General features: G+C 46.5%; 16 protein-coding genes. 3 read left to right on the top strand and 13 right to left on the bottom strand.

The features are described from left to right. Nucleotides 1-11 precede the first annotated feature (11 nt). The gene (locus MKY35_RS10980; RefSeq protein ID WP_039273366.1) at nt 12-1,814 is read right to left on the bottom strand and encodes a vWA domain-containing protein; all 1,803 of its coding nucleotides are present in this window, start codon (nt 1,812-1,814) and stop codon (nt 12-14) included. Between the two features lie 300 nt (nt 1,815-2,114). Between MKY35_RS10980 and MKY35_RS10975 the strand changes: the two genes are divergently transcribed. Both MKY35_RS10975 and MKY35_RS10970 read left to right on the top strand, forming a co-directional pair. Next, nucleotides 2,115-2,267 carry a hypothetical protein gene (locus MKY35_RS10975; protein ID WP_165147246.1) on the top strand — a complete coding sequence of 51 codons (153 nt, stop codon included), beginning with the start codon at nt 2,115-2,117 and terminating at the stop codon, nt 2,265-2,267. Further along, nucleotides 2,260-3,177, top strand: coding sequence for a hypothetical protein (locus tag MKY35_RS10970; protein ID WP_342446361.1), 918 nt, complete (start codon nt 2,260-2,262; stop codon nt 3,175-3,177). The genes MKY35_RS10975 and MKY35_RS10970 overlap by 8 nt, the downstream gene beginning before the upstream one ends. Before the next feature lie 145 nt (nt 3,178-3,322). Here MKY35_RS10970 and MKY35_RS10965 read toward each other — a convergent pair whose 3' ends face one another. The 3 genes from MKY35_RS10965 to MKY35_RS10955 form a co-directional block, all read right to left on the bottom strand. Continuing rightward, nucleotides 3,323-6,079, bottom strand: a complete 2,757-nt coding sequence (locus MKY35_RS10965; RefSeq protein ID WP_342446360.1) for a PHB depolymerase family esterase — start codon at nt 6,077-6,079, stop codon at nt 3,323-3,325. 195 nt (nt 6,080-6,274) lie between these two features. Continuing rightward, the gene (locus MKY35_RS10960; RefSeq protein ID WP_342446359.1) at nt 6,275-7,405 is read right to left on the bottom strand and encodes a bifunctional cystathionine gamma-lyase/homocysteine desulfhydrase; all 1,131 of its coding nucleotides are present in this window, start codon (nt 7,403-7,405) and stop codon (nt 6,275-6,277) included. A gap of 1 nt (nt 7,406) precedes the next feature. Further along, the gene (locus MKY35_RS10955; RefSeq protein WP_029519141.1) at nt 7,407-8,330 is read right to left on the bottom strand and encodes a cysteine synthase family protein; all 924 of its coding nucleotides are present in this window, start codon (nt 8,328-8,330) and stop codon (nt 7,407-7,409) included. A 256-nt stretch (nt 8,331-8,586) separates the two neighbouring features. On the opposite strand from MKY35_RS10955, the gene MKY35_RS10950 reads away from it, so the two are divergent. Continuing rightward, nucleotides 8,587-8,949 (top strand): hypothetical protein, encoded by a 363-nt coding sequence (locus MKY35_RS10950; protein WP_342446358.1) that lies wholly within the window; start codon nt 8,587-8,589, stop codon nt 8,947-8,949. A gap of 118 nt (nt 8,950-9,067) precedes the next feature. Here MKY35_RS10950 and MKY35_RS10945 read toward each other — a convergent pair whose 3' ends face one another. The 9 genes from MKY35_RS10945 to rpsN form a co-directional block, all read right to left on the bottom strand. Further along, entirely contained in the window at nt 9,068-9,367 is a 300-nt protein-coding gene (locus tag MKY35_RS10945) for a DUF6509 family protein (RefSeq protein ID WP_069010203.1), read from the bottom strand. Then, the gene (locus MKY35_RS10940) at nt 9,361-11,328 is read right to left on the bottom strand and encodes an ATP-dependent DNA helicase (protein WP_342446357.1); all 1,968 of its coding nucleotides are present in this window, start codon (nt 11,326-11,328) and stop codon (nt 9,361-9,363) included. Before MKY35_RS10940 ends, MKY35_RS10945 begins: the two co-directional genes overlap by 7 nt. Before the next feature lie 358 nt (nt 11,329-11,686). Further along, nucleotides 11,687-12,205 carry a hypothetical protein gene (locus tag MKY35_RS10935; RefSeq protein WP_342446356.1) on the bottom strand — a complete coding sequence of 173 codons (519 nt, stop codon included), beginning with the start codon at nt 12,203-12,205 and terminating at the stop codon, nt 11,687-11,689. 206 nt (nt 12,206-12,411) lie between these two features. After that, complete coding sequence (locus tag MKY35_RS10930) at nt 12,412-12,792, bottom strand: RDD family protein (protein ID WP_342446355.1); 381 nt, start codon at nt 12,790-12,792, stop codon at nt 12,412-12,414. A 399-nt stretch (nt 12,793-13,191) separates the two neighbouring features. Beyond that, nucleotides 13,192-14,328, bottom strand: a complete 1,137-nt coding sequence (locus tag MKY35_RS10925; RefSeq protein ID WP_342446354.1) for a glycoside hydrolase family 88 protein — start codon at nt 14,326-14,328, stop codon at nt 13,192-13,194. A 56-nt stretch (nt 14,329-14,384) separates the two neighbouring features. Beyond that, the gene (locus MKY35_RS10920) at nt 14,385-16,295 is read right to left on the bottom strand and encodes a glycosyl hydrolase (protein ID WP_342446353.1); all 1,911 of its coding nucleotides are present in this window, start codon (nt 16,293-16,295) and stop codon (nt 14,385-14,387) included. A 28-nt stretch (nt 16,296-16,323) separates the two neighbouring features. Beyond that, entirely contained in the window at nt 16,324-18,228 is a 1,905-nt protein-coding gene (locus MKY35_RS10915) for a heparinase II/III family protein (RefSeq protein WP_342446352.1), read from the bottom strand. A 206-nt stretch (nt 18,229-18,434) separates the two neighbouring features. Further along, nucleotides 18,435-19,427, bottom strand: a complete 993-nt coding sequence (locus MKY35_RS10910; RefSeq protein WP_039273395.1) for a cation diffusion facilitator family transporter — start codon at nt 19,425-19,427, stop codon at nt 18,435-18,437. Between the two features lie 246 nt (nt 19,428-19,673). Continuing rightward, the gene (rpsN, locus tag MKY35_RS10905) at nt 19,674-19,943 is read right to left on the bottom strand and encodes a 30S ribosomal protein S14 (protein ID WP_028542369.1); all 270 of its coding nucleotides are present in this window, start codon (nt 19,941-19,943) and stop codon (nt 19,674-19,676) included. Nucleotide 19,944: the final 1 nt, after the last annotated feature.

Genomic DNA, 19,944 nt, shown 5'->3' with positions numbered 1-19,944 from the left:
TAAGGGTTCGTTTAGCTGTTTACTGAAATAAATTCCAGCAAAATGGTTTTGTCCACACTGGCTAACGGGATGGTCAGACGATCACCGTTTTTGAGTTCAAGACCGTTGCCTGTGTCTACAGCTCGCCCGGATTTTTCAATCGTAATCTCGGAGGTACTGCGCACAATGATACGATCCTGATTGGCTGGTGTGAACACAACCTTGTCGGTTCCAGCAAATTCCGGTGCCAGTTGCAGCAACTGGTGCAGATTAAATTTGCCCCGGAAGGTGTTCAGCTTCTTGTACTGCGGATACGTTTTTTCGCCAGTGTTCTCATCCCGGATTTCCAGTACGATTTGACCGACAAAGCCACGGTTGGCCTTTTTCATAGCCTTCCAGATGAAATATGCGGCAACCAGCAGAACGAGCAGTCCCAGCCCTAAAAGAATGAGTGGCATTAGCTTGGACTTTTCAGCAGGTGTTGTTGGCTGAGTCGTGCCCGTATTTGTACCGCTCGTCGCCCCTGCTTTAGCACTAATGGTTACAGGCTGTGTTTCACGGTAGAAGCTCTTCTCCTCTGCTCTAACGGTTAGTTCGTAGTCATGCTCATCTGGAATCGTATAGGAACCGGTAAAAGAATCCCCTGCGTTGGTTAACGGCACCTCATTCGTTGTACCGGAATCCAGATCCTTGACCTTCAGAACAGCATTCATATTCGCATACAATTCCTGATCCTGAAGATGCTGGCTATTGCTCGTCAGGTAGGAACGAATTTGAACTGCATCGCCTTTTTTGTATGATTTGGCGGGCGGTGCGTCCATTTTCAGCTCCAGATCATAGTTAAATACCAGATTAATATCAATCTGATCCTGCTGGACTCCCTTGACTTGGAGCTTCCAGTCACCAGCCGCAGGCTTGAGCAGTTTAATCAGTGAGTAGCTTTTGGACTTGGACAGCAGCACATCGCTCGAAGGAATCGGCTTGGTGTTGCCCGACGGGTCTAACAGTCTCGCATCCACCGGTTTCGAGGACATGATCGAAATGTTAGCCTCCAGCACACTATCGTTCGGTACGGTTACCGTTACGTCCTGATAGTCGCCGTTTGCCGTAATGGACTGCAAAGGCACCACTTTCAACTTCAAATTGCTGGCGAAAATTTCACTCAAAATGTTCGGCAGGTCATCCGCTGAGCTTGTAATAAAGGACTTGCCGCCCGTTTGCTGCGCTATGTCGGCGAGCTTGTTTTTATTCAGCTTCCCATCTGCATTCAAGCCGATGGTGTAGATCGGAACGCCGCTATTTTTAGCCTCGGCTACAGCCTGTGCCATATCCTGATCGGATTGGCTTTCGGTTCTACCTGTCGTCTTATTAAAATCGTTGTTACCGTCGGCCAGCATGACGATCATAGGCGCATGTCCAGCTGTTTTACCATCTTGCAAAATGCGGATTGCTTCCTTGACACCCACGGAGGTGTCAGTATACGCCCCCCGGTTCAGTCCGTCAATAAACGTCTTCAGTTCCTGCTTATCCGCTTCGGATGTAATATTAAGCAAGGCTTTCTCACGCTGTACGACATCCGTATACGCTACAATCCCGACCTTGTCATTTTGCGTCGACAGCATATCAATGAACATTTTCATGGCTTCATTGCCAATTTTCCCAGGATCACTGGTGTTCATTGAATTACTTACATCGACGACCAGCACCGCATCCACCTTAGAAGCAGAGGGTGAAGCGGCATTCGCCATCTGTGGCTGCCATGCCAAAATCGAGGTCATGATCATTGTACATATGATTCCGATGACCAAAAACCATTTTCTGTCTCTACTAAACATCGCTTGTACCCCTTTGCCGGTTAATTCTCATTCTAAATTACAGTTGTACTCCCCTACTATTAAATTATAATGAGTTTTACATGAGCGCCAGCTGAAAATACTGCCCGAATGGTCTGAATCCAACCCAAAAGCCTGTTATACCGCGAGATTTTACCAATATCCTGCAGTAATGATATAATTATACCCCAACAAGGGCAATCGGGCACCAGCCTTCTCCTTTATACGACAAAAATAACAATAGCGAAACCCGCCCATGTAAAATATTGAAGTAAAAATCCAAGTAGAAAGAGGAAATACACTATGATCTCATACGGATGTCTGGCGATTATGTTTCTTTTTGTCGCCATCAAATCACTAATTTACTATATACATAAAAAACGCGCCCCGTCGATTACACAAATCGACACCGAGCTTCTAGCGCTGCTGAACCGGAGAAGTGAGCACAATGAATAGTTCCAAACAAGCTGTACAATTTCGCCCATTTACCCGCACAGAGTACGCCTTCCAAAAGCTAAGAGTCTGCAAGCGTTGTGGACAATTTACCGCCCTTTGGGAAGAAGAGTGCACATCATGTGGTCGGGATACACTAGTCCCTGTAGAGCAATATGCCAGACTCAGAGCCAAACGTTATTTTCGTAAAGACCTTGTCGTTAGTGTCATATTGCTGGCCTCTACTGTCTTTTTCGGCCACTCGCCGCAACAAATGCTTCTGTGCGGTATCGTCGGTGCGCTTCTTCTGCTGCCCTTGGTGCTTCTACAGCAGGGTATTTATCCTTATGAACGGCGTAGGCAGCTTATACGTCTGTTCAGAGGCCGTATAGGGCAGATCCAGGAAGGACTAAACGTTAATCATAAAAACGCAGTTGCCCTGCGGCAGCTTAGTGAGCGTGTCTCCTATGAAATGCTGCGTGAGATGGCTGTACTCCTTCACAATGATCGGATAAGGCTCCAGCAGGTCGCTCTGCTGCAATCTTTTGTTCTCCGCAAAGACATGGAATTAACGCTCGATCCTCTCCTGATCAAGAGCTTTGAGCCGCTTATGGTCAGATATATCGGAGAGATTGCCAGACTCAATCGTGAGCTGATCAAGGACCGGACATTCCGATACGTAGTCTTTTATGAGCGCCGTATTCTGGAATTAGCAGGGGGCGAAGATATTCTCGTCCGCGTAGCCAGTGCAGCTGTCCGTAAAAAGCGCTACGTAGTCACCCATGCCGCTTTCATTTCCAGATATGTGCGCAAACTGCCAAAGGAACGAGTCCAGCGTTTATATCATATCATTCAAGAGAATCCGTTAGAACCCTTTGGAGATTTGGCCGATGAAGTAAAGATCATGTACCTGATGGAGCAATATAAAAGCTAAGCTGCCATAATGCCCTTCTTTATATGACGTCATCCCGATCACAAATCACTGCAATGAACCAGCAAAAAACCGTCAGGATCGCCAATGTGCCTCCAGACGGTTTTTTAAATTATGGATTATTATAACATTGTTACTTTTTTATTGGCTATTGGCCTTGCAGTTTTTGCTGCGTATGTCTAATGGAAGTAAAGTTAAAAGCACGCACTCCCTGGCTATCATACACAATAATCTCTTTATTCAAATACGGGTGTAGACCATTAAAGTATCCGGGCATAATCAGTCTGCGCATAAATAGGTTTTTACCCAGCATACGGGGAGAATTGGTCGCTACGACAAGCATTTGCTGGGTTGCAGACCATGGGCTAGGTTGAATATATGACAGACAATACTCGCCTGCCGTAAAATCGCCGCCCAATGTATACCCTTCCTCCGTACATGTAATTTGCAGATCGGCTTGGTGCTTGTGAAGCAGCTCATGTCTGGACAAGCCCGAAGTGACACAAATCACGTTGCTATCAGCCAGTGCTTCCTCCGTAATATCAGTGGAAGACACCACCGGATAATGAACACCGATATACGGATTCCAAGTCGCTGTTCGTGGGCTAGCCAAGGCGTTCGCCGTCCGTCTCACCGCCTGCTCTTCCTCCGGTGTAGCGTAGCTGGACGGAAGGACAATGTGAAGACGATCCATATAAACATCAAGCACACCCATACCATGGCTCAAAACGTTTCTTCCCACGCTTTTCGAATCCACCATTTTCTTTTTGGCATCCGATTCTTTTGTAAAGCATCCACTGCTTTCTTCCTCCCGTTCGGCAATCAAACGGTATTCTGGGGAGGGACGTTTATGTGACTGTGTCTTAACAAAGCGAAAGCGACTGTATTCCCGCAAATCCAACACGAAAATACGGGCTCCGATACGAACTTGAGCCAATTCCAAGGGCATGACCTCTTGAGAAAGATGAATGATAAATTCTTCGGCGTGAACTGCCTCGATATCTAACTCACCTGTGGCACTCATTTCACCGTACAACTCGGCATATTCCTCATTTACATCCATTCGCGTCAGTTCCAGCCAGTAAGCCCGGTTATGTCTGCCCCGTTCCGTCCGGTAGGCAATACGCTGAGGTACGACATCTCTTTTCCATTGCATAAGCCAGCCCAGTACACCGTCCAGAAGTCTCAGCTCATGCGTGTCCCAGTGATTAGAATGACGTTCTATGACACCTTTAAAATGATCAGATGGAAGCGCTGTTACAGGGGCTGTAAATGCTTGTGCAAATAAGTAATCCTGATCTCCGCATACATTCAATATTGGCATATTCAACAGATTTATCAGATGCTTAGGATGTGGCGCTCCAGAGATAACCGCTATAGCCGCAAAACGAGAAGGATAAGCCTGTGCCATCGCCCAAGCAGCGTATGCTCCGTTCGAATAACCCGTCAGATAGACCCGATCTTCGTCCACTCGATACGCTTGCAGTATGACATCCAGCCCCTCCAAAAAAGCAGCTTCTCCAATATAACTGCCCAACGTTACACCACGGCACGAAAAAGTAACGAATATAGCTTCCTCTTCCCAGCCTTGCCCAAAACCTCGATTCTGAAAATCCGGCAAACCCAGCTCATATCGCTTGCCTGGCATCAGAACGATCAGAGGATACTGTCGGTCAGCCGAATAGCTTCTAGGAAGCTGAATGGTATAGCGTTGCAAACTATTGTCCAAACGGGAGACAAAAAATCCTTCCCCAATTCCGTCATTACACAAAAAGATGTGTTCTTCTTGAAGTAAGGATGGGGAATGTGACTGCTCGGTATGTCCATATGTGAAAATTTGTTTTAATAGCTTGATATATTCACGTACAACCCGGTAATCCCAGATTTCAAAAGGATCTTCTGGAGAATCCGTTAACCTTATTAATTCTTCAAGCAGGCCCTCTATTTGTATTTTCTGCGCAGAATGAAGAATATCTATAGCACGGGCTTGAATGTACCGGTCATACTCTTCCTGCAAGCCCTCCACGACGACTGACAAAGGCCGCACAAGTGCCGAATACACAAAATGATGCTCCACAGCCTCATGATCCCGATATGTAACGGTGAAGTGCAGCATTCCCGTATTCCTGGCCTTTTCCTCATCCCAGTCATAGCTTTGCTCCTGTTCCCAATGTGCTGGAAAGCGATCCAGCTTTATGCCCTCATCATCCGTTACCTCGACCCATAACGTTTGATCTAAGGGAAGATCTATCCGATCCTTACGCAGTAAATAAAATAAGATCGGGCTGTCTTCGCCCTCCCTGCCAGCACTTTCTTCAACCTCTAGCCATGCCATATGAAAACGTATATTACGCTCTACAAATTCTCGATGCAGTTCTGTCACATCTGATTCGTCGCATACCTGATTTCCACTGATACGAATAGAGCGGGCCTCCTCGGGAATAAACGCAGCAATGATAACTACCGTGTGATCGCCTTCCTCCAGATACAAGCGAAAAGGACCGGATTCCGCATATACTAGTGTGCCATCTATCCATATTTGTCCCGTTCCTTCAAAGGGTCTGAAAATCACTTCCTGTGCAGCCATACAACGAAGATTTGAAACCAGCAAAAGCCTTTCTTGTTCGGCCAAAGGCGGAAAAACACCTAGATTCAGTTCCGCAGTCCGAGGGTCCAGCTCGGTCAATAATCGGCACGCTGCCTTTCCTCCGGCTGAAAGCTCTACTCCTTCTTCACCACAAGCCTTTTCCAAATTCCAATCCTCATGGGCAAAATAACTTGACCATTCCCTGCCCACACCGCAATTTTCCGGAAGCTCGACTGGACCGACTGCATAAGCAGACGCCAGACGTACCGGATGATCCGACAGCACAGTAGTTGCTTTTTCCAGATGTGTGAACCTCATAACATTCCCCCTCCAGGTTTTTGTTTCCTCAGAGACGTAGTCGCGGTTATATTCCGTTTAACATTCAATTGAACTATATAAAACTATTCGTTATTACCTCTACGTACTCCTCTGTGCTTTTCAAAAAAGAAGCTATTCTCACAACAAAAAAAGAGGCAGCTTCTGCCACCTCTCTTGAATATTACACTTATTTTCTTACAATGCTGCCTGCAAGTCTTCAATCAAATCTTCCAGATCTTCAATCCCAACCGAAATCCGCACCAAACCTTCGGTAATGCCTAACTCTGCACGACGTTCTACCGGAATAGAGGCGTGCGTCATACGTGCAGGAACGCTAATCAGACTTTCAACCGCTCCCAAGCTTTCAGCCAGTGTAAAATATTTCACCTTTTTCAGAAGTGCAACCGCGTTAGCGTCGCTACCTACATCAAAGGAAATGATGCCGCCAAAGCCTTGAGCCTGGATTTTGGACAGTTCGTGCTGCGCATGGCTTTCCAGTCCAGGATAATACACTTTTCTAACCTTCGGATGTTTTTCCAAAAAGGCTGCAATTTCCTTCGCATTTTGCTCAATCGCTTCCATACGCAGACCCAATGTTTTAATACCGCGGATCAATAACCAAGAATCCTGCGGGCCGAGAATAGCACCAATGGCGTTTTGCAGAAAATGGAGTTGTTCTCCCAGCTCGTCGCTGTTCACAACAGCCAGACCAGCTACAACATCGCTGTGGCCGCCCAAATATTTGGTAGCAGAGTGAATGACAATATCAGCCCCGAGTGTAATTGGCGTCTGCCAATAAGGGGTAGCAAATGTGTTGTCGACGATCAGTAAAAGATCATGTTTTTTTACAAGCTCCGAAACAGCGCGGATATCAGTAACCTTCAAAAGCGGGTTCGTTGGCGTTTCGACATACAATGCCTTCGTATTCGGACGAATTGCTTTGGAGATAGCTTCCAGGTCAGTCGTATCCACAAATGTGGACTCAATTCCGATACGGCTGAGCACTTTGCTTACAATGCGATAGGTGCCTCCGTATACATCATCGGTCAGCAAAATATGATCCCCTGCATTAAACAGTGAAAATACCGCATGAATTGCAGCCATACCCGAACCGAAAGCAAAACCACGCTTTCCTTCCTCCAGATCCTTGATCAGCTCCTCCAAAGCAAACCGGGTCGGATTGCCTGTACGCGAATACTCGTATCCCTTATGGATGCCAATTTCCTCTTGCTCATAAGTGCTTACCTGATAAATAGGAACGTTAACCGCGCCTGTATGGGGATCGGTAGGAAGCCCGCCGTGAATCAGTTTTGTTTTGCGTTTCATTTTATATCCCGCCTTCATATATTTTTTTACTCAGATAACGTTCGCTGCTATCCGGGAAAATGGTAACAATATGTGCACCATCCGGTGCATTTTCTGCTTCCAGTAAAGCGGCATGTAAAGCAGACCCTGAAGAACTGCCAACGAGAAGACCCTCACGTGCAGCCAGTTCCTTGACACGGCCAAAAGCATCGACATCACTAATGGTGTGGATGGCATTAAAATATCCTTTATCCACAAATTCAGGAATTAATTCCATGCCAATTCCTTCCGTTTTATGTGGACCTGACTCGCCGCCGTTCAAAATGGACCCTTCCGGCTCCACGATGACTGTTTTAAGGGCTGCATTTTGTTCCTTAAGATAACGCGAGGTTCCCATAAACGTTCCCCCCGAGCCTGCACCTGCCACAAATACGTCCACTTTGCCGTCCAGATCGTTCCATATTTCAGGTCCCATTGTCGTATAGTATGCCTCGGGATTATCCGGATTACTGAATTGCCGCGGCAAGTATGCATCTTTTATTTCAGCAGCCAATTCTTTTGTTTTTTCGATAGCTCCTTTCATCCCCTTACTCGTCGGGGTATGAACGATGCGTGCTCCCAATGCCTTCATCAGGTCCTGTTTCTCTTGGCTGAACTTCTCAGGCACAGCAAAAATAACCGAGATATTATAATGAAGTGCTGCCATCGCAAGACCAATACCTGCGTTGCCTGCTGTTGCTTCAATTAATGTCCCACCTGGCTTCAGCTGACCTGTTTTTAATGCTTTTTCAATAAGAGCCTTACCCACCCGATCCTTTACGCTGCCGCCGGGATTCATAAACTCCAGCTTCGCAAACAGGCGAATTCCTCTCGGTAGAGAATAGCTGTTCAGCTCCACTAATGGCGTACGTCCGATGAGTTCAAGGGTATTTTGATATACATTCATAATTTCAAGCTCCTTTTAATGGCGAATCCAAAATAAACCAATGGTCAAAAATTAACGCCTACTGTCGGAGAAGTTCGCTATCATCTCCAAAAAAACATAGTAATGCGGTAAGTATTGATGCAATAAGATTTTATGTGTATTTGAAGCTTTTGTCAAATGGACCAGTCACAATACCCACACCCCCTGCCTGTTTGCTCGATAGGATAGAGAAGATGTCACAAAATATTCCCCGTGCAACATAAGGAGGAGTTCATATATGGGAAAGCAATTTCTAAAGATAGCTGCCGTATATTTTGCCCTCAGTGTGCTGCTTAGTGCCATTATTGGCGTGTCGGGTGATTACAGTCTATCCAATGTTCAGTATCATATCCATTTATTGGGTTGGACAGCGCTTGGAATCATAGGTCTGATCTATGTGGCCTTTCCCGCACTTTCAGTTACTATTCTGGCACATATCCATTTTTGGATGCATAATATCGGTCTGCCCGTGTTGATATTGGCGCTTATAGGTCAAAATTACAAGGTTCCAGAGACTGAAGTTTGGATCGTCATAGGGTGGGTGTTACTCGCAGGGGGGATTATGCTGTTTATGGTGAATGTGTGGGACAGACTGCGCTAGAGCAGATAAGTTCTCTTCATTTGACCATAAAAAAAAGGAGCCTGATCATGTCAGGACTCCTTGATATCTTCATCATATGTTAGCTATATACCAGCTGTACTAGCTAAGTGTCTTACTGTTACTTCACTATTTCATCCTGTACATGTTCTTTACAGAAGTTCTCAACAGCTTGCAGCTCATCCTCTTCAAGTTCAAGATCAATGTAACGATTCGTTACTTTTTCAATTAATTCATACTTCAGCAGTCCTGTCTTTTCTTCGTCTACTAAATAAAGACAACGGATATACAGTCCGTTTTCAGTGTATAGCTCGTCGTCCTCCTCTACCTCTACATCAATGATAAATTCATAACGCTGTCCAGTCAAAATACCAAAAGCATCTTTAATCTGATCTACGGTGTACGCTGTAAAGTTCAACATGTTTTTATTCCCTCCGGGTTTCCTTCAATTACGGTGCATTCTACGCCTGCAGGCAGTAGTTGTTCAACTTGTATACGTACTTCTTGACGACTCAAATCCTGGCCCATGATGGATATCCAGCCCCGATCATTGCGCGAACGAATTAAACGCCCTATGCCTTGTCTGAGTCTAAGTGCCATGTGAGGCATATCTATCTGAATAAACGGATCTGCTGCATCCTTGCGCAGAGCCGTAAAAACCGGATCATTCGGAGGAAATGGCAGTGACCAGATAATAACGTGCGACAGAGAAGGTCCAGGAATATCCAATCCTTCCCATAATGTGACAGCGCACAACACACTTTCCTCATCATTCTGAAAAGCTGAGATCAGATGGCTGATTTCAGCCGAACCTTCGTACAGAAAACGATAGGCAGACGCCTCCGGGTAAGCAACGAGACCCGTCTGGAATGCAGCCAATTCCTCCTGTGAAGGAAACAGGATAAGCGCTCTTCCCTGCGATTTCTTCAGCAGTGCCAGCGCTCTCTGGATTGGATCATCCCCCGCTTGCAACGGGTACAGTGCAGCTTGCATCTGATCGCTGTAGTCATAAGGTGAAGCAACAGAAAACGTTAGCGGATTTTCAATACCGAGACTCTGCGCCATATAGTCAAAAGAGCTTTCTACGGAAAGCGTAGCTGAAGAGAATACGATCGGTATATGCTGCGCAAATACTCGCTCTTTGAGAATCTCTTTTACCATCTTCGGCATAACCACAAGCGTTAATCCATCCTGATCCTCCATCACCCACGAAATGAGAAGTTCAGGACGCTTAAACAAAGCCAACGCGGTTTGAATCATTTCCAAATGTTCTTCCACAATTTTGACTTGATACTCATCCAAAGAGAATAGTCCGCTTTCAAATACAAGCTCTTCCTCGATCATGCCGATCAGTTCTCCAAAGCGGTTTACCTCTCGAGTCAGTGACTCATTCAGGATGAACTCCTTGCGATTAGAACCCTGGACAGGCTGACTGTTCTTATCTAGTGCAGCGAACAAAGCCTCACTTTGGGAGATTGCATCTTCAATCGTCATTGCCAGAGATTCTCGCACTTCTCCCTCCAGCAGTCGGGTAATTATAGACTCAAACTGAGCGTGCTTAAGCTTGTAGGTAAGCGCATTTTGTGCCGCTGTCTCCAGCAAATGCCCTTCGTCAAAGACAACAGAGCTGTGCTCCGGCAGCAACGGCAGCTGCCCCTCGCGCTTTCTCGCTTCGTAGGTCCATACATGCTCCATATAAAAATCATGAGAGCAGATGACCAAATCTGCCGCTTTGCGGTAATGATCACGAGACAACGTCTGACCACAACGATGCCGCTGAGGGCAGACGAGACAGTCTTGAAATACATCCCATCCGAGTCTGCTCCATTGTCCATCTGTTAGCTCAGGATATTCCTTTCGGTTCCCGTAAGGAGTGAAGGACTGTAACGTATCTGGAAAATGAACAAAATCCGGTAGATCCTGATAGATATCACGGAAAACATCTGCGTCCTCATCCAGTCCGCTTCGCACCTCATCCAGCTTATTCAGGCAAATATACTGATCCGGCGACTTCCCTAATCTGGCATCAATCGTCAGACTCAAATGCTGTGCCAGCTTGGCGATATCCCCTTCCGGCTTTACCAATTGTTCAATTAACGATTCATCTGCACAGGCGATAATCGCCGGTTTTCTCATGTATCGGGCATATGCAATAGCGTACAGCAGGTATACCAGCGTTTTACCAGTACCCACACCTGCTTCTGCAAAAATGGTCTTTTTTTCCTTATAGGCACGTTCTAGCTGGAATGCCATATAAATTTGTTCATCCCGAACCTCAAAGCCGACTTCAGGCAAAACTTCATAAAATACATCCGCAATCCAGTCACTTGCCTGCTCAATAAACGGCTTGGACGGATCAAAGGCAAAAGGGTAAGTAGTCAATCGGGCTGTGCCTCCAATTCGTTCATAATGTGCATCCTTTCATTATAACGCAAAACAAGCTAAAAAGAACATGAAAACTGTAAGAGCAGCTTATATTTTTTTTATGTCGGTATAAGATTCCCTTTAAAATAAAAGGGCATACTTTCGTCTCGGTGAGATGCTACGTTATATTAATATTTCATAAAGAAAGCTACATAGACATCTACGATGGAAATTTTTTGAGAAATGTCTGTTTTTTCCGTAATAGTAAATGAAGAAAATTATCATGACAAAATAAAAGAAACCAGCTAATGTATTACAAGCATTAGCTGGTTTCTTGTTGATTGATGAATATGCATTAAGCAGAAGCTCGTTCTCCTTAACTCATGTTTAAGATTCGCCAATTAGATCCAATTTTCCCCACGCTTATTAATACATGGTTTTGTTCTTCTCCATCTATATAAAGCTTAACTTCAAGCACCCTTATTTCTTGTATATTCATAGTCTGCTCTATAACATTTTTGTTCTTTTCATTATGACTCGATATTATTTGAGGCTTAGAGTACATGCTACTCACCTTCATTTCCTTGATTTTCTTTAGCTCCGTAGCAGCATTCGCTTCTCCCATAACGATACGTTTGCCCACCATATCCGGATTTGAGTTTAAGAGCAGTAACATATAAAATTTCTCCCAATACTGTTCATATTCGATAAAGCTTTTTAAAAAGTTATGGCTTTCAAAGGAAGGAATGGGAGCGCCTGCTTGAAGCTCATAGGTATGGAGCAAATTGAAATGATTATCTACTGTATTCGCACGATATTTTTCCACAATAGGGAAACATTTTAACGCACTGTCGAAGTTATGATCAGCAGGACTACAACTGAACAAAACATCCATTTTCGTTGTCGCATGAATTCATGGTCCCCCATTATATTGAAAATCAAAGACTACCTAAGCTTTCCTTAATAATCGGTGATCTCCTTGGATACTTACAGAAAAGACGATTGCTGATTATATCGCTGCAACTCTTTTTTATGTACAACAAAGGTGTTGGTACAAAGATCGTGGACTCCCTGTTTCTTCGCAGTAAAAGCGACCACAATCTATATAAGACGTAAAATCACAAAAGAAACGGCTTTAATCCAATAACGTCCTGAGGCATGCAAGAATCCAAGACGCTTTCCTTCCTTGTCTACAACAATTAAAGAGAACACAAGCTTACCCGGTGTTGCTCTTACCTTCGATGATTCCCATAACACACAGTAAAGCCATGGTACTACGAGCCATAAGATCAGCGGCCAAACCATAAGCAGCACTTGTATGAAACCCGTCTCCTTTATACCCAGAAGATCTGGGATAATGTTAATTGCTCCCCCTACTAAAAGGACTATGCCAGTAAGGATGATCAAATCAATCAAAAACGCGGCTGTTCTTATCCAGAATCCTCCGTACATCCGTCTTTCAGTATCACTTGTTCCTGTCATGATATGTATAACTCCTTTTGAAATGATATTTAAAATCCAGTTTATTCCTTTACACAAGATGATATCATACGGTTACCTACCTATATTGTCAATTTACGAATAAATACTCTTAAACAAGTAAAAGGACCTATTTCCATGCATCAAAATGAAAATTTTTAGGAATTAAGAGCTTATATACAATGATTTTTCTTTGATTGGGTACAAAATAAGCGCAGCTACAATCTCTTCCCCCTCTATAAGTAGTACTTTGGCATCGAATTAAATAAAGTCTTTTTTGCGCATAAAAAAAAACAGCGTATATGTAAATGAGATTACACACACGCTGCCCCACTATTTACTCTGTGGATTTGACAAGCAACAGCTCAGCTCGAATGAGCTTGTTCCCGACCATCTTACTCACTATATTTTTTTGCATTCAACACTAAACAAACCTTCTTCACCGCGCAGCTTTGCCAATGCCTCGACAAAGAAATAATCGCCATAGATAATGGGAACGTTGATGTATTTTTGCTCAGGATAATGTACGGTCCCATTCATCAGCAATCCCTCATGCTCCTCGCCCCACGCCGTACACGTATGATGCAAGCCCTTGAGAATAGATTCTGCAGCTTCTGTATAATGCTCCGCACGTGTCGTATATTTTGCCAGCTCCAGCAAACCACTGGCCGCTATTGCCGCAGCCGATGAATCCCATGCCCCGCGGTGCTCTTCTTCTGCTCTAAAATCCCACACAGGCAGGCAAGCATCGCCCAGCTGGGATAGGAAAAAGTCAGCCGTGTTCTCGGCCACCTTCAAATAACGCGAATCGCGCGTATACCCATATGAAAGCGTAAAACCATACAATGCCCAAGCCGTGCCACGTGCCCAGGCAGAACCGGGACTAAATCCCTGTCCACCATGCTCGGCGACCTTTTTTCCAATCTCCGGATCGAATTCGACCACATGAGCGATAGAACCGTCCGAGCGGACAAATTCACGTGCTACGGTATCTGCATGCTGCACAGCGAGAGCGGCAAAACGCGGATCTCTGCTTACCTCCGAAGCCCAATAAAGCAAGGGCAGATTCATCATACTATCTATAATCGCAACGCCCCGTGTATCCATGTCCTTCGAGGGGAAGTTCCATGCGCGAATAAAACGGCCATTCACGTTAAAACGGGCAGTCAGCAGATTGGCAGCCAACAACCCTCGCCTTCTGGACTCTGAATCTCCGGTCAGCCGATGGGCGGCTACACCGCTGAGCAGCCAAATAAAGCCAAGATCATGGTCTACAGCTTCGCTATTATAGAGTATTTTTTCCAAACGACCCTCGCACCGCTGTGCAATCCCGGCAGCCACACTGTCAGGACGCGCCCGATTGGTCAGCCACAGTAGCCCCGGATAAAAGCCTGCTGTCCACCACGCTTCTTCACGATTATCATAACGTCCACCCTCAGCAACATGTGGAAAAGCGTCCCCCAGTCTTGCCGCTAAGGCAAGGGTCTTATCCAAAGCCAGCTTCCACGATTGCTCCAGCCACGCTTCTGCTTTCGTCATTTCTTTTCCCTCTCCTTTTTCCACATGTTAAACCATATTCATGGCTCCAGCTCTAACTATTCAGGTAACCGAATGATAAAGGAAATGCGGTTGCCTTCATATTCCAGACGCGCTCCCTTAAGTAAACCATTCCGACAGGCTACTGAAGCTAATTCTTCCGGCCATACCACGTTCGTTCCTTCCGTCGTCGGGATAACTTCGAGGCTTGCGCCTGCGTATTCTACTCGAATGCTTTCCGTTTCTTTCCCGGCTGACATGACATGATGAATTACGCTGCGCTCCCGACCGTCATACGCCATTAAGGGAATAAGTGCCCCTACATTCTGAATATTGCCTTGAATCTCATACGCCACTTCAATTTTGCCGGGTACCTGACGATAATGCGTTCGGATTTCCCTCACTCCCGGGAAGGGACCTTCCCACAGGAGAGTAAAATCCGTTGCTCCGTCAGACGCTGAGCTTTGTTCCAGCTGTACGGTTCCTCCGCCATCCTGCGGGTCAATCCCTCCATCCCGATCGAACTCCAATGTACCGGGAATACCTTCCGACAAGCTGTGCCACTTTCCGTCCTCCGTTTGCCAGGCCGGGGTATAGCTCAGCGGGAAAATATCTCCCTCCGCGAAGCCTGTAAAGCCACGGTCTGCATGACCTGCTGAGGACGGACCGATCAGCGACGGCAGCGCAGACTGCTGAATACGCACGATGCCCGGAACATTATACGGGTCGTTGACCGATGTTTGCACAAGCATTTGCTGCCCCTCTACGGCTGCAATGACAGTCTGGAACCAGCCATCCGTTGCCAACACCCGGCTGCCGATTTCCGCCGGGATGAAGGTTGGAGAAATGCGATCCATCTCCTCCCCATATAGAAGGGTGTGGGCCAGCACAGCCGCCGTCCACAGACTGTAGCAGGTATGATTTGAATACACCTCAAAGCCATGCCGTGCCTCGGACGAATAATGGTTGCGGACGATATGCAGCTTGCCGTCATCGGTCTGCCAGCGACTAATCGCTTGCCAGCATAGATCTGCTGCCCGTCGGAACGCACCTGCAAGCCCATGCTCTCCTGCCGTAATAGCCTGCTGAGCATGTGTTGTAAAGACAAAGGCAGCAGCCGCTTCGTTCCACTGATGCTGCGCGCTTCTTCCACGCGGCGGAATTTCCCCGTGCGGGGATAGCGCCAGTAATGTGCTGAGCGCCCCCCTGCGAAGGTGGTCACGCAGTTCGAGTGCGCAGCTGCCATCATATCCATTCTCCAGCATCACGCCCAAATGAAAACGTGTAACAATATCGTAGGCAAATGGGCTATTGGGCCGATCCAGCGGTCCATCCTGGTACAGGCCCAAACCGGTAAAACGAGGCAGATGGTAGCTGCGGATATATGTCTCCATCCATTCCGAATCGGCTGCAATTCCTTCCGCTGCACGCAAAAACTCGCCGGAAATCATAATTGCATTCCAGTTGATCATCCGGTTCGGGTTTTTCATTTTGCTCATCGTAAAAATGTAGGTCTGCTCCGGCTGAATTCTGCTCAGTTGTTGCTTCCATGCCGTGGCTTGTTCTGGCAGCAAGTTTTTAAGGAGCCGATACGCTCCCATCATCATAATTGGAAAAAAGTCTGGGTGGTGATCGGGCGCTTTTTCCTCCACTACACAAGCTATGCTATGCGTCAAGGCCGCAGCAGCAGATTCCAGTAAATCATGCCGGCCTTCTTTGACCAATACCGCCGCAGCGAACGCATAGGACGGGGTGGAGTAGTACCGTTCACTTTCAGAATGGAGGTCAATGATAGCTCCAGATTCATCCTGATGCAGGGCATATGCGCGAACCAGCTTTTCCAGCACGGCCAGCTTATGTTGGTGAGTCCATCCGTCATTCACTTGGTTCGGTGCGCTTTCCACCTGTTCTATAAATCTCTCCAGCTCCGTCTGCCAAGGGTACACGCTGCCTGTCTGCAGCTTATTCATCCTGTCTGCCTCCCATTCAAAATGAAAATTAATGTATGGTAAAAAACAGATTGCAATCTACGCTTGCAGAACCGTTCCAGTGATTGGAGCCCAGCTGCAGCGATGTTTTATAAACCACAAAGGAAATTCCGTCATGATCTATGTGCTTCACAGCCTCTAACCCTGCCCGCAGCACGCTGGCATCATAATCTAGCCTGACGACCGCGCTCGTTCCCTTCCATTCCACGAAGTTTGCTCCCAGATTAGGCTGAATGCGGCTGATGAAAAGCTCCTCCACATCCCATGACTTCATGCTCACGCCAGACGCTTCAAACTCAAAATGATCTGTGACGGTAAGCCTTGCTCCCTTGCTTCCCTCCAGCACAGTCCATGTGAAGGAGCGGGTGAAGACTGCCAATTCTTCTACGGGATAAGCAGATGTCAAATCAAGCTTAAGTCTTGTGCCTGGCTGTACCTCCTCCTGCTCATCCAAAGCAATATCCAGTACAACCGCCTTTGCCTTTGCGCCCGATTGCTGCATAGTCCCATTGATGACAGGCACGGAGTGACCTCCGGAGGAGATATTGATAATCGACTCTCTTCCCGGTGAAAAATAGGCCTTCGTGTATAAGCCTGCTCCCAGATCACACAATAGATTTTCGCCACCACCATGAAGGATGAAGTGTCCAAGATCGTTATGATTGTGCGGTTCATTGTTATGCCCAGCCTTCGCTGAAAATGCAAGCATGATACCTGATTCACCCTTTTGGCTTCCAAGTCCACTATGGCTGGAACTGCGGCTGCGGCACATCAGCCAACCAAGTTGCGGCAAATAATTGGCAACGGTCTCACCGCTCCCAAATGCCAAAGGATTCGTCCAGACCAGATTACGCAATACATGAGCCCAGCGGCGACAGGGGTCTTCCAACAGACCAGGTACGCGGAAAGGGAGTGTAGATGGTCGTTCTTGCAATGAATTCAAATGAGAGATGAGTCCGGAAGGCAAACGTTCCGTTTCACTACTGTCCGAATAATTAGCAAAAATGCCATCCGACAGATGAACCCGCTCTGCAAAGGCTGCGATTTGCCTAACCTTTTCCGAGTTCAGAATATCCACTGCTCCTTCGGTAAACTCACGCAGCATATCGGCAAAATAAATGAAATAACCAAAGCCGTACACCCAGTATCCTACGCCTTCGGGGCATCCCCCGTCCTCACTGTAGCCTGCCAAAAAACAATCCAGTGCGCCCAGCATACTCTCGATGGCTACCGCTCTGGAAAAGTCGTCTTCTACTAGCAGCAGTGCTGCAATTCCGCAACCGGAAGCACATACTGCCGACCAGTTATGATCTGCGGTTTCCCATCCAAAATGACGAGGCTGCCAAAAAACGGGTTCCAGTACACGACGTTCGATCTCTTCGTGCACCTGAGCGACCACATGGCTAGCCAGTTGTTCACCTAGCAGCAATAAAATTTCAACCAGCATTTGTGCTGTTTCGGACGTGAATAAATCCACCTGCTGCCAAGGCGGTGCTACTGTGTCCTCTTCATTGACATGTGCAGGAAGCGCCCAGGTGTACTCACCACATATGTCCAGCAGACCGCTTTCCACCGCTTTCATCTTTCGAGGCTTCGGCTTGACAACCGCTTCTAGCACTATAGCAACCAGTCGTCCACGCCGTTCAAAGTACACATCCTCATACGGTTTGCGCTCTCCTGTATTCGCAAATTCCCGGAACAGAGACAACGGCAGTTCAGGCCATGATGTTTCCCGATTATCTTTACAGGCACGCTCAATATCCTTCCAAAACTCGGCGTATATCGGCTCAGAGACAGTCGTCCGCAGCCTTTTTGTCCAATTACTCCTTAACCGTTGCCTTGCTGAATCCTGCATACTACCAGCCAGCGCCTTAACGAGCCGCGAAGCAGGCCAAGCCTCCCTCAGAAGACTCATTTGCCTTTCCTCCCCATGAGAAGCATTCGTTTCACTCTCTTTTTTGTTAACGCTTTCATTGTATCTAACAATCATCCTAAATTCAAAGGGGTAGTAAAACAATGGAGAAAAAATAAAAGAACCTCCAAGCCCCGTTGCCGTGGTCATGGAAGTTCTTTTATTACGCTATTGCCAATCTACGTCCAGATTAGCTTTGATCATGTTTTCTAAACTGTGGGTTTCTCTTGTTTCCACTTTCTAATCCCGTCATCCTCTAAAATCCCCAATGCGGCATCTGAAATATTAGGATCACGCAGCAGAGCGTCCTCGACTCTAAATTTAATATCATCAGCATCTGCCAGCGTCATGCCCGAAGTAAGCTCGATCACCCCTTCGACGTGATAGTAACGTCCCTCCTGCAAAATACGCATTTGAGAAATATCGGTCACATGTGTATCTGCCAAAATAATGGAAGCCACACGTTCTTCGATATCAGGAGGTGCAGATACACCAATCAAGCCCACCATGTTGTCATAACCGACCCGGAAAGCTACACCGACCATCAAACATCCAATGAGAATACTCGAAATACCGTCCAACAATTTAAAATCGGTCAGCGATGTGACCACCACTGCTAGCAGAGCGAGTACTCCCCCCGTTGTTGCTACCAAATCTTCATAAAATACCAGACGGGTTGGCGGTGCAGCACGCCCCACATGGCGGAACGCAGTGGTGAAAATGCTTAGCCCCTTCGCTTCTACTCTGGATTCATGCAGCACTTCTTTCATCGCTTTGCTCCATACAAATCCGTCCACCACTAGTGACAAAATCAGCACTACTACATTAATCCAAAATCCATGTGTAGATTCAGCCGGATGCTGAAGCAAATGAATGCCTTCCAATGCGGTTTCATAGGCCATGATCGTTACGACAATAACGGCAACCATACAGAACAGGTTAATCACCCGTCCAAAGCCGGTAGGAAAGCGTTTTGTCGGTTTTTTCTCTGCCAGTACACTGCCGGCGAACACAAACATTTGATTCACTGCATCCGCAATGGAATGCATCATCGTAGCAAACATAGAACCACTACCTGTCAAGGCAAAAGCAATCCCCTTAATCAAGGCAATACCAGTATTACCTAACGCCGCCGAGCCCGAAGATTTGTTTCCTTTTTTGACCATACTCCAAAAGGAGTCCTCTTTCTGTTTCACTTCCATCTTGTAGCTCCTCCTGAGGTATACATAATCTGTTATATCATCGTTTGTTATGTATTATTTTTAACCCGTCCATATTCTACCTAACCAACTGAGGAGAATCAATACAAACGATAATATTTTCCATGGAAAAGGAATGCCCCATGTCACCCTACGACATGAAGCATTCCCGTTACAGCCTTCTATCAGACATACCCTCAAGTTAACACAGATAATCTACATGCGCTGGCGATCGACATAAGTGCCTGTTTACCAGCTTGATTTCGTAATGCCTGGAATTTGGCCTTTATGTGCCAACTCGCGGAACGCGATACGAGACAGCTTGAATTTGCGCAAGTATCCTCTGGGTCTTCCTGTCAGCTCACAACGGCTTTTCAGGCGTGTTGGAGATGAGTCACGCGGAAGCTTTTGCAAAGCTTCGTAGTCCCCTTTTGCTTTCAATTCACGTCTCAGATCCGCATATTTAGCTACAATTTCCTGGCGTTTCTTCTCTTTTACGACTTTTGACTTCTTGGCCATG

It is taken from the genome of Paenibacillus sp. FSL L8-0638 (genome assembly GCF_038593075.1).
Taxonomy (GTDB): Bacteria; Bacillota; Bacilli; order Paenibacillales; family Paenibacillaceae; genus Paenibacillus; species Paenibacillus polymyxa_D.
This window is presented reverse-complemented; position numbering and strand designations above follow the sequence as displayed.

Excerpts from the sequence above, each read along its gene's own strand:
- MKY35_RS10980 (WP_039273366.1), bottom strand. The coding sequence starts at position 1,814 with ATGTTTAGTAGAGACAGAAAATGGTTTTTGGTCATCGGAATCATATGT.
- MKY35_RS10975 (WP_165147246.1), top strand. The coding sequence starts at position 2,115 with ATGATCTCATACGGATGTCTGGCGATTATGTTTCTTTTTGTCGCCATC.
- MKY35_RS10970 (WP_342446361.1), top strand. The coding sequence starts at position 2,260 with ATGAATAGTTCCAAACAAGCTGTACAATTTCGCCCATTTACCCGCACA.
- MKY35_RS10965 (WP_342446360.1), bottom strand. The coding sequence starts at position 6,079 with ATGAGGTTCACACATCTGGAAAAAGCAACTACTGTGCTGTCGGATCAT.
- MKY35_RS10960 (WP_342446359.1), bottom strand. The coding sequence starts at position 7,405 with ATGAAACGCAAAACAAAACTGATTCACGGCGGGCTTCCTACCGATCCC.
- MKY35_RS10955 (WP_029519141.1), bottom strand. The coding sequence starts at position 8,330 with ATGAATGTATATCAAAATACCCTTGAACTCATCGGACGTACGCCATTA.
- MKY35_RS10950 (WP_342446358.1), top strand. The coding sequence starts at position 8,587 with ATGGGAAAGCAATTTCTAAAGATAGCTGCCGTATATTTTGCCCTCAGT.
- MKY35_RS10945 (WP_069010203.1), bottom strand. The coding sequence starts at position 9,367 with ATGTTGAACTTTACAGCGTACACCGTAGATCAGATTAAAGATGCTTTT.
- MKY35_RS10935 (WP_342446356.1), bottom strand. The coding sequence starts at position 12,205 with ATGGATGTTTTGTTCAGTTGTAGTCCTGCTGATCATAACTTCGACAGT.
- MKY35_RS10930 (WP_342446355.1), bottom strand. The coding sequence starts at position 12,792 with ATGACAGGAACAAGTGATACTGAAAGACGGATGTACGGAGGATTCTGG.
- MKY35_RS10925 (WP_342446354.1), bottom strand. The coding sequence starts at position 14,328 with ATGACGAAAGCAGAAGCGTGGCTGGAGCAATCGTGGAAGCTGGCTTTG.
- MKY35_RS10920 (WP_342446353.1), bottom strand. The coding sequence starts at position 16,295 with ATGAATAAGCTGCAGACAGGCAGCGTGTACCCTTGGCAGACGGAGCTG.
- MKY35_RS10915 (WP_342446352.1), bottom strand. The coding sequence starts at position 18,228 with ATGAGTCTTCTGAGGGAGGCTTGGCCTGCTTCGCGGCTCGTTAAGGCG.
- MKY35_RS10910 (WP_039273395.1), bottom strand. The coding sequence starts at position 19,427 with ATGGAAGTGAAACAGAAAGAGGACTCCTTTTGGAGTATGGTCAAAAAA.
- rpsN (WP_028542369.1), bottom strand. The coding sequence starts at position 19,943 with ATGGCCAAGAAGTCAAAAGTCGTAAAAGAGAAGAAACGCCAGGAAATT.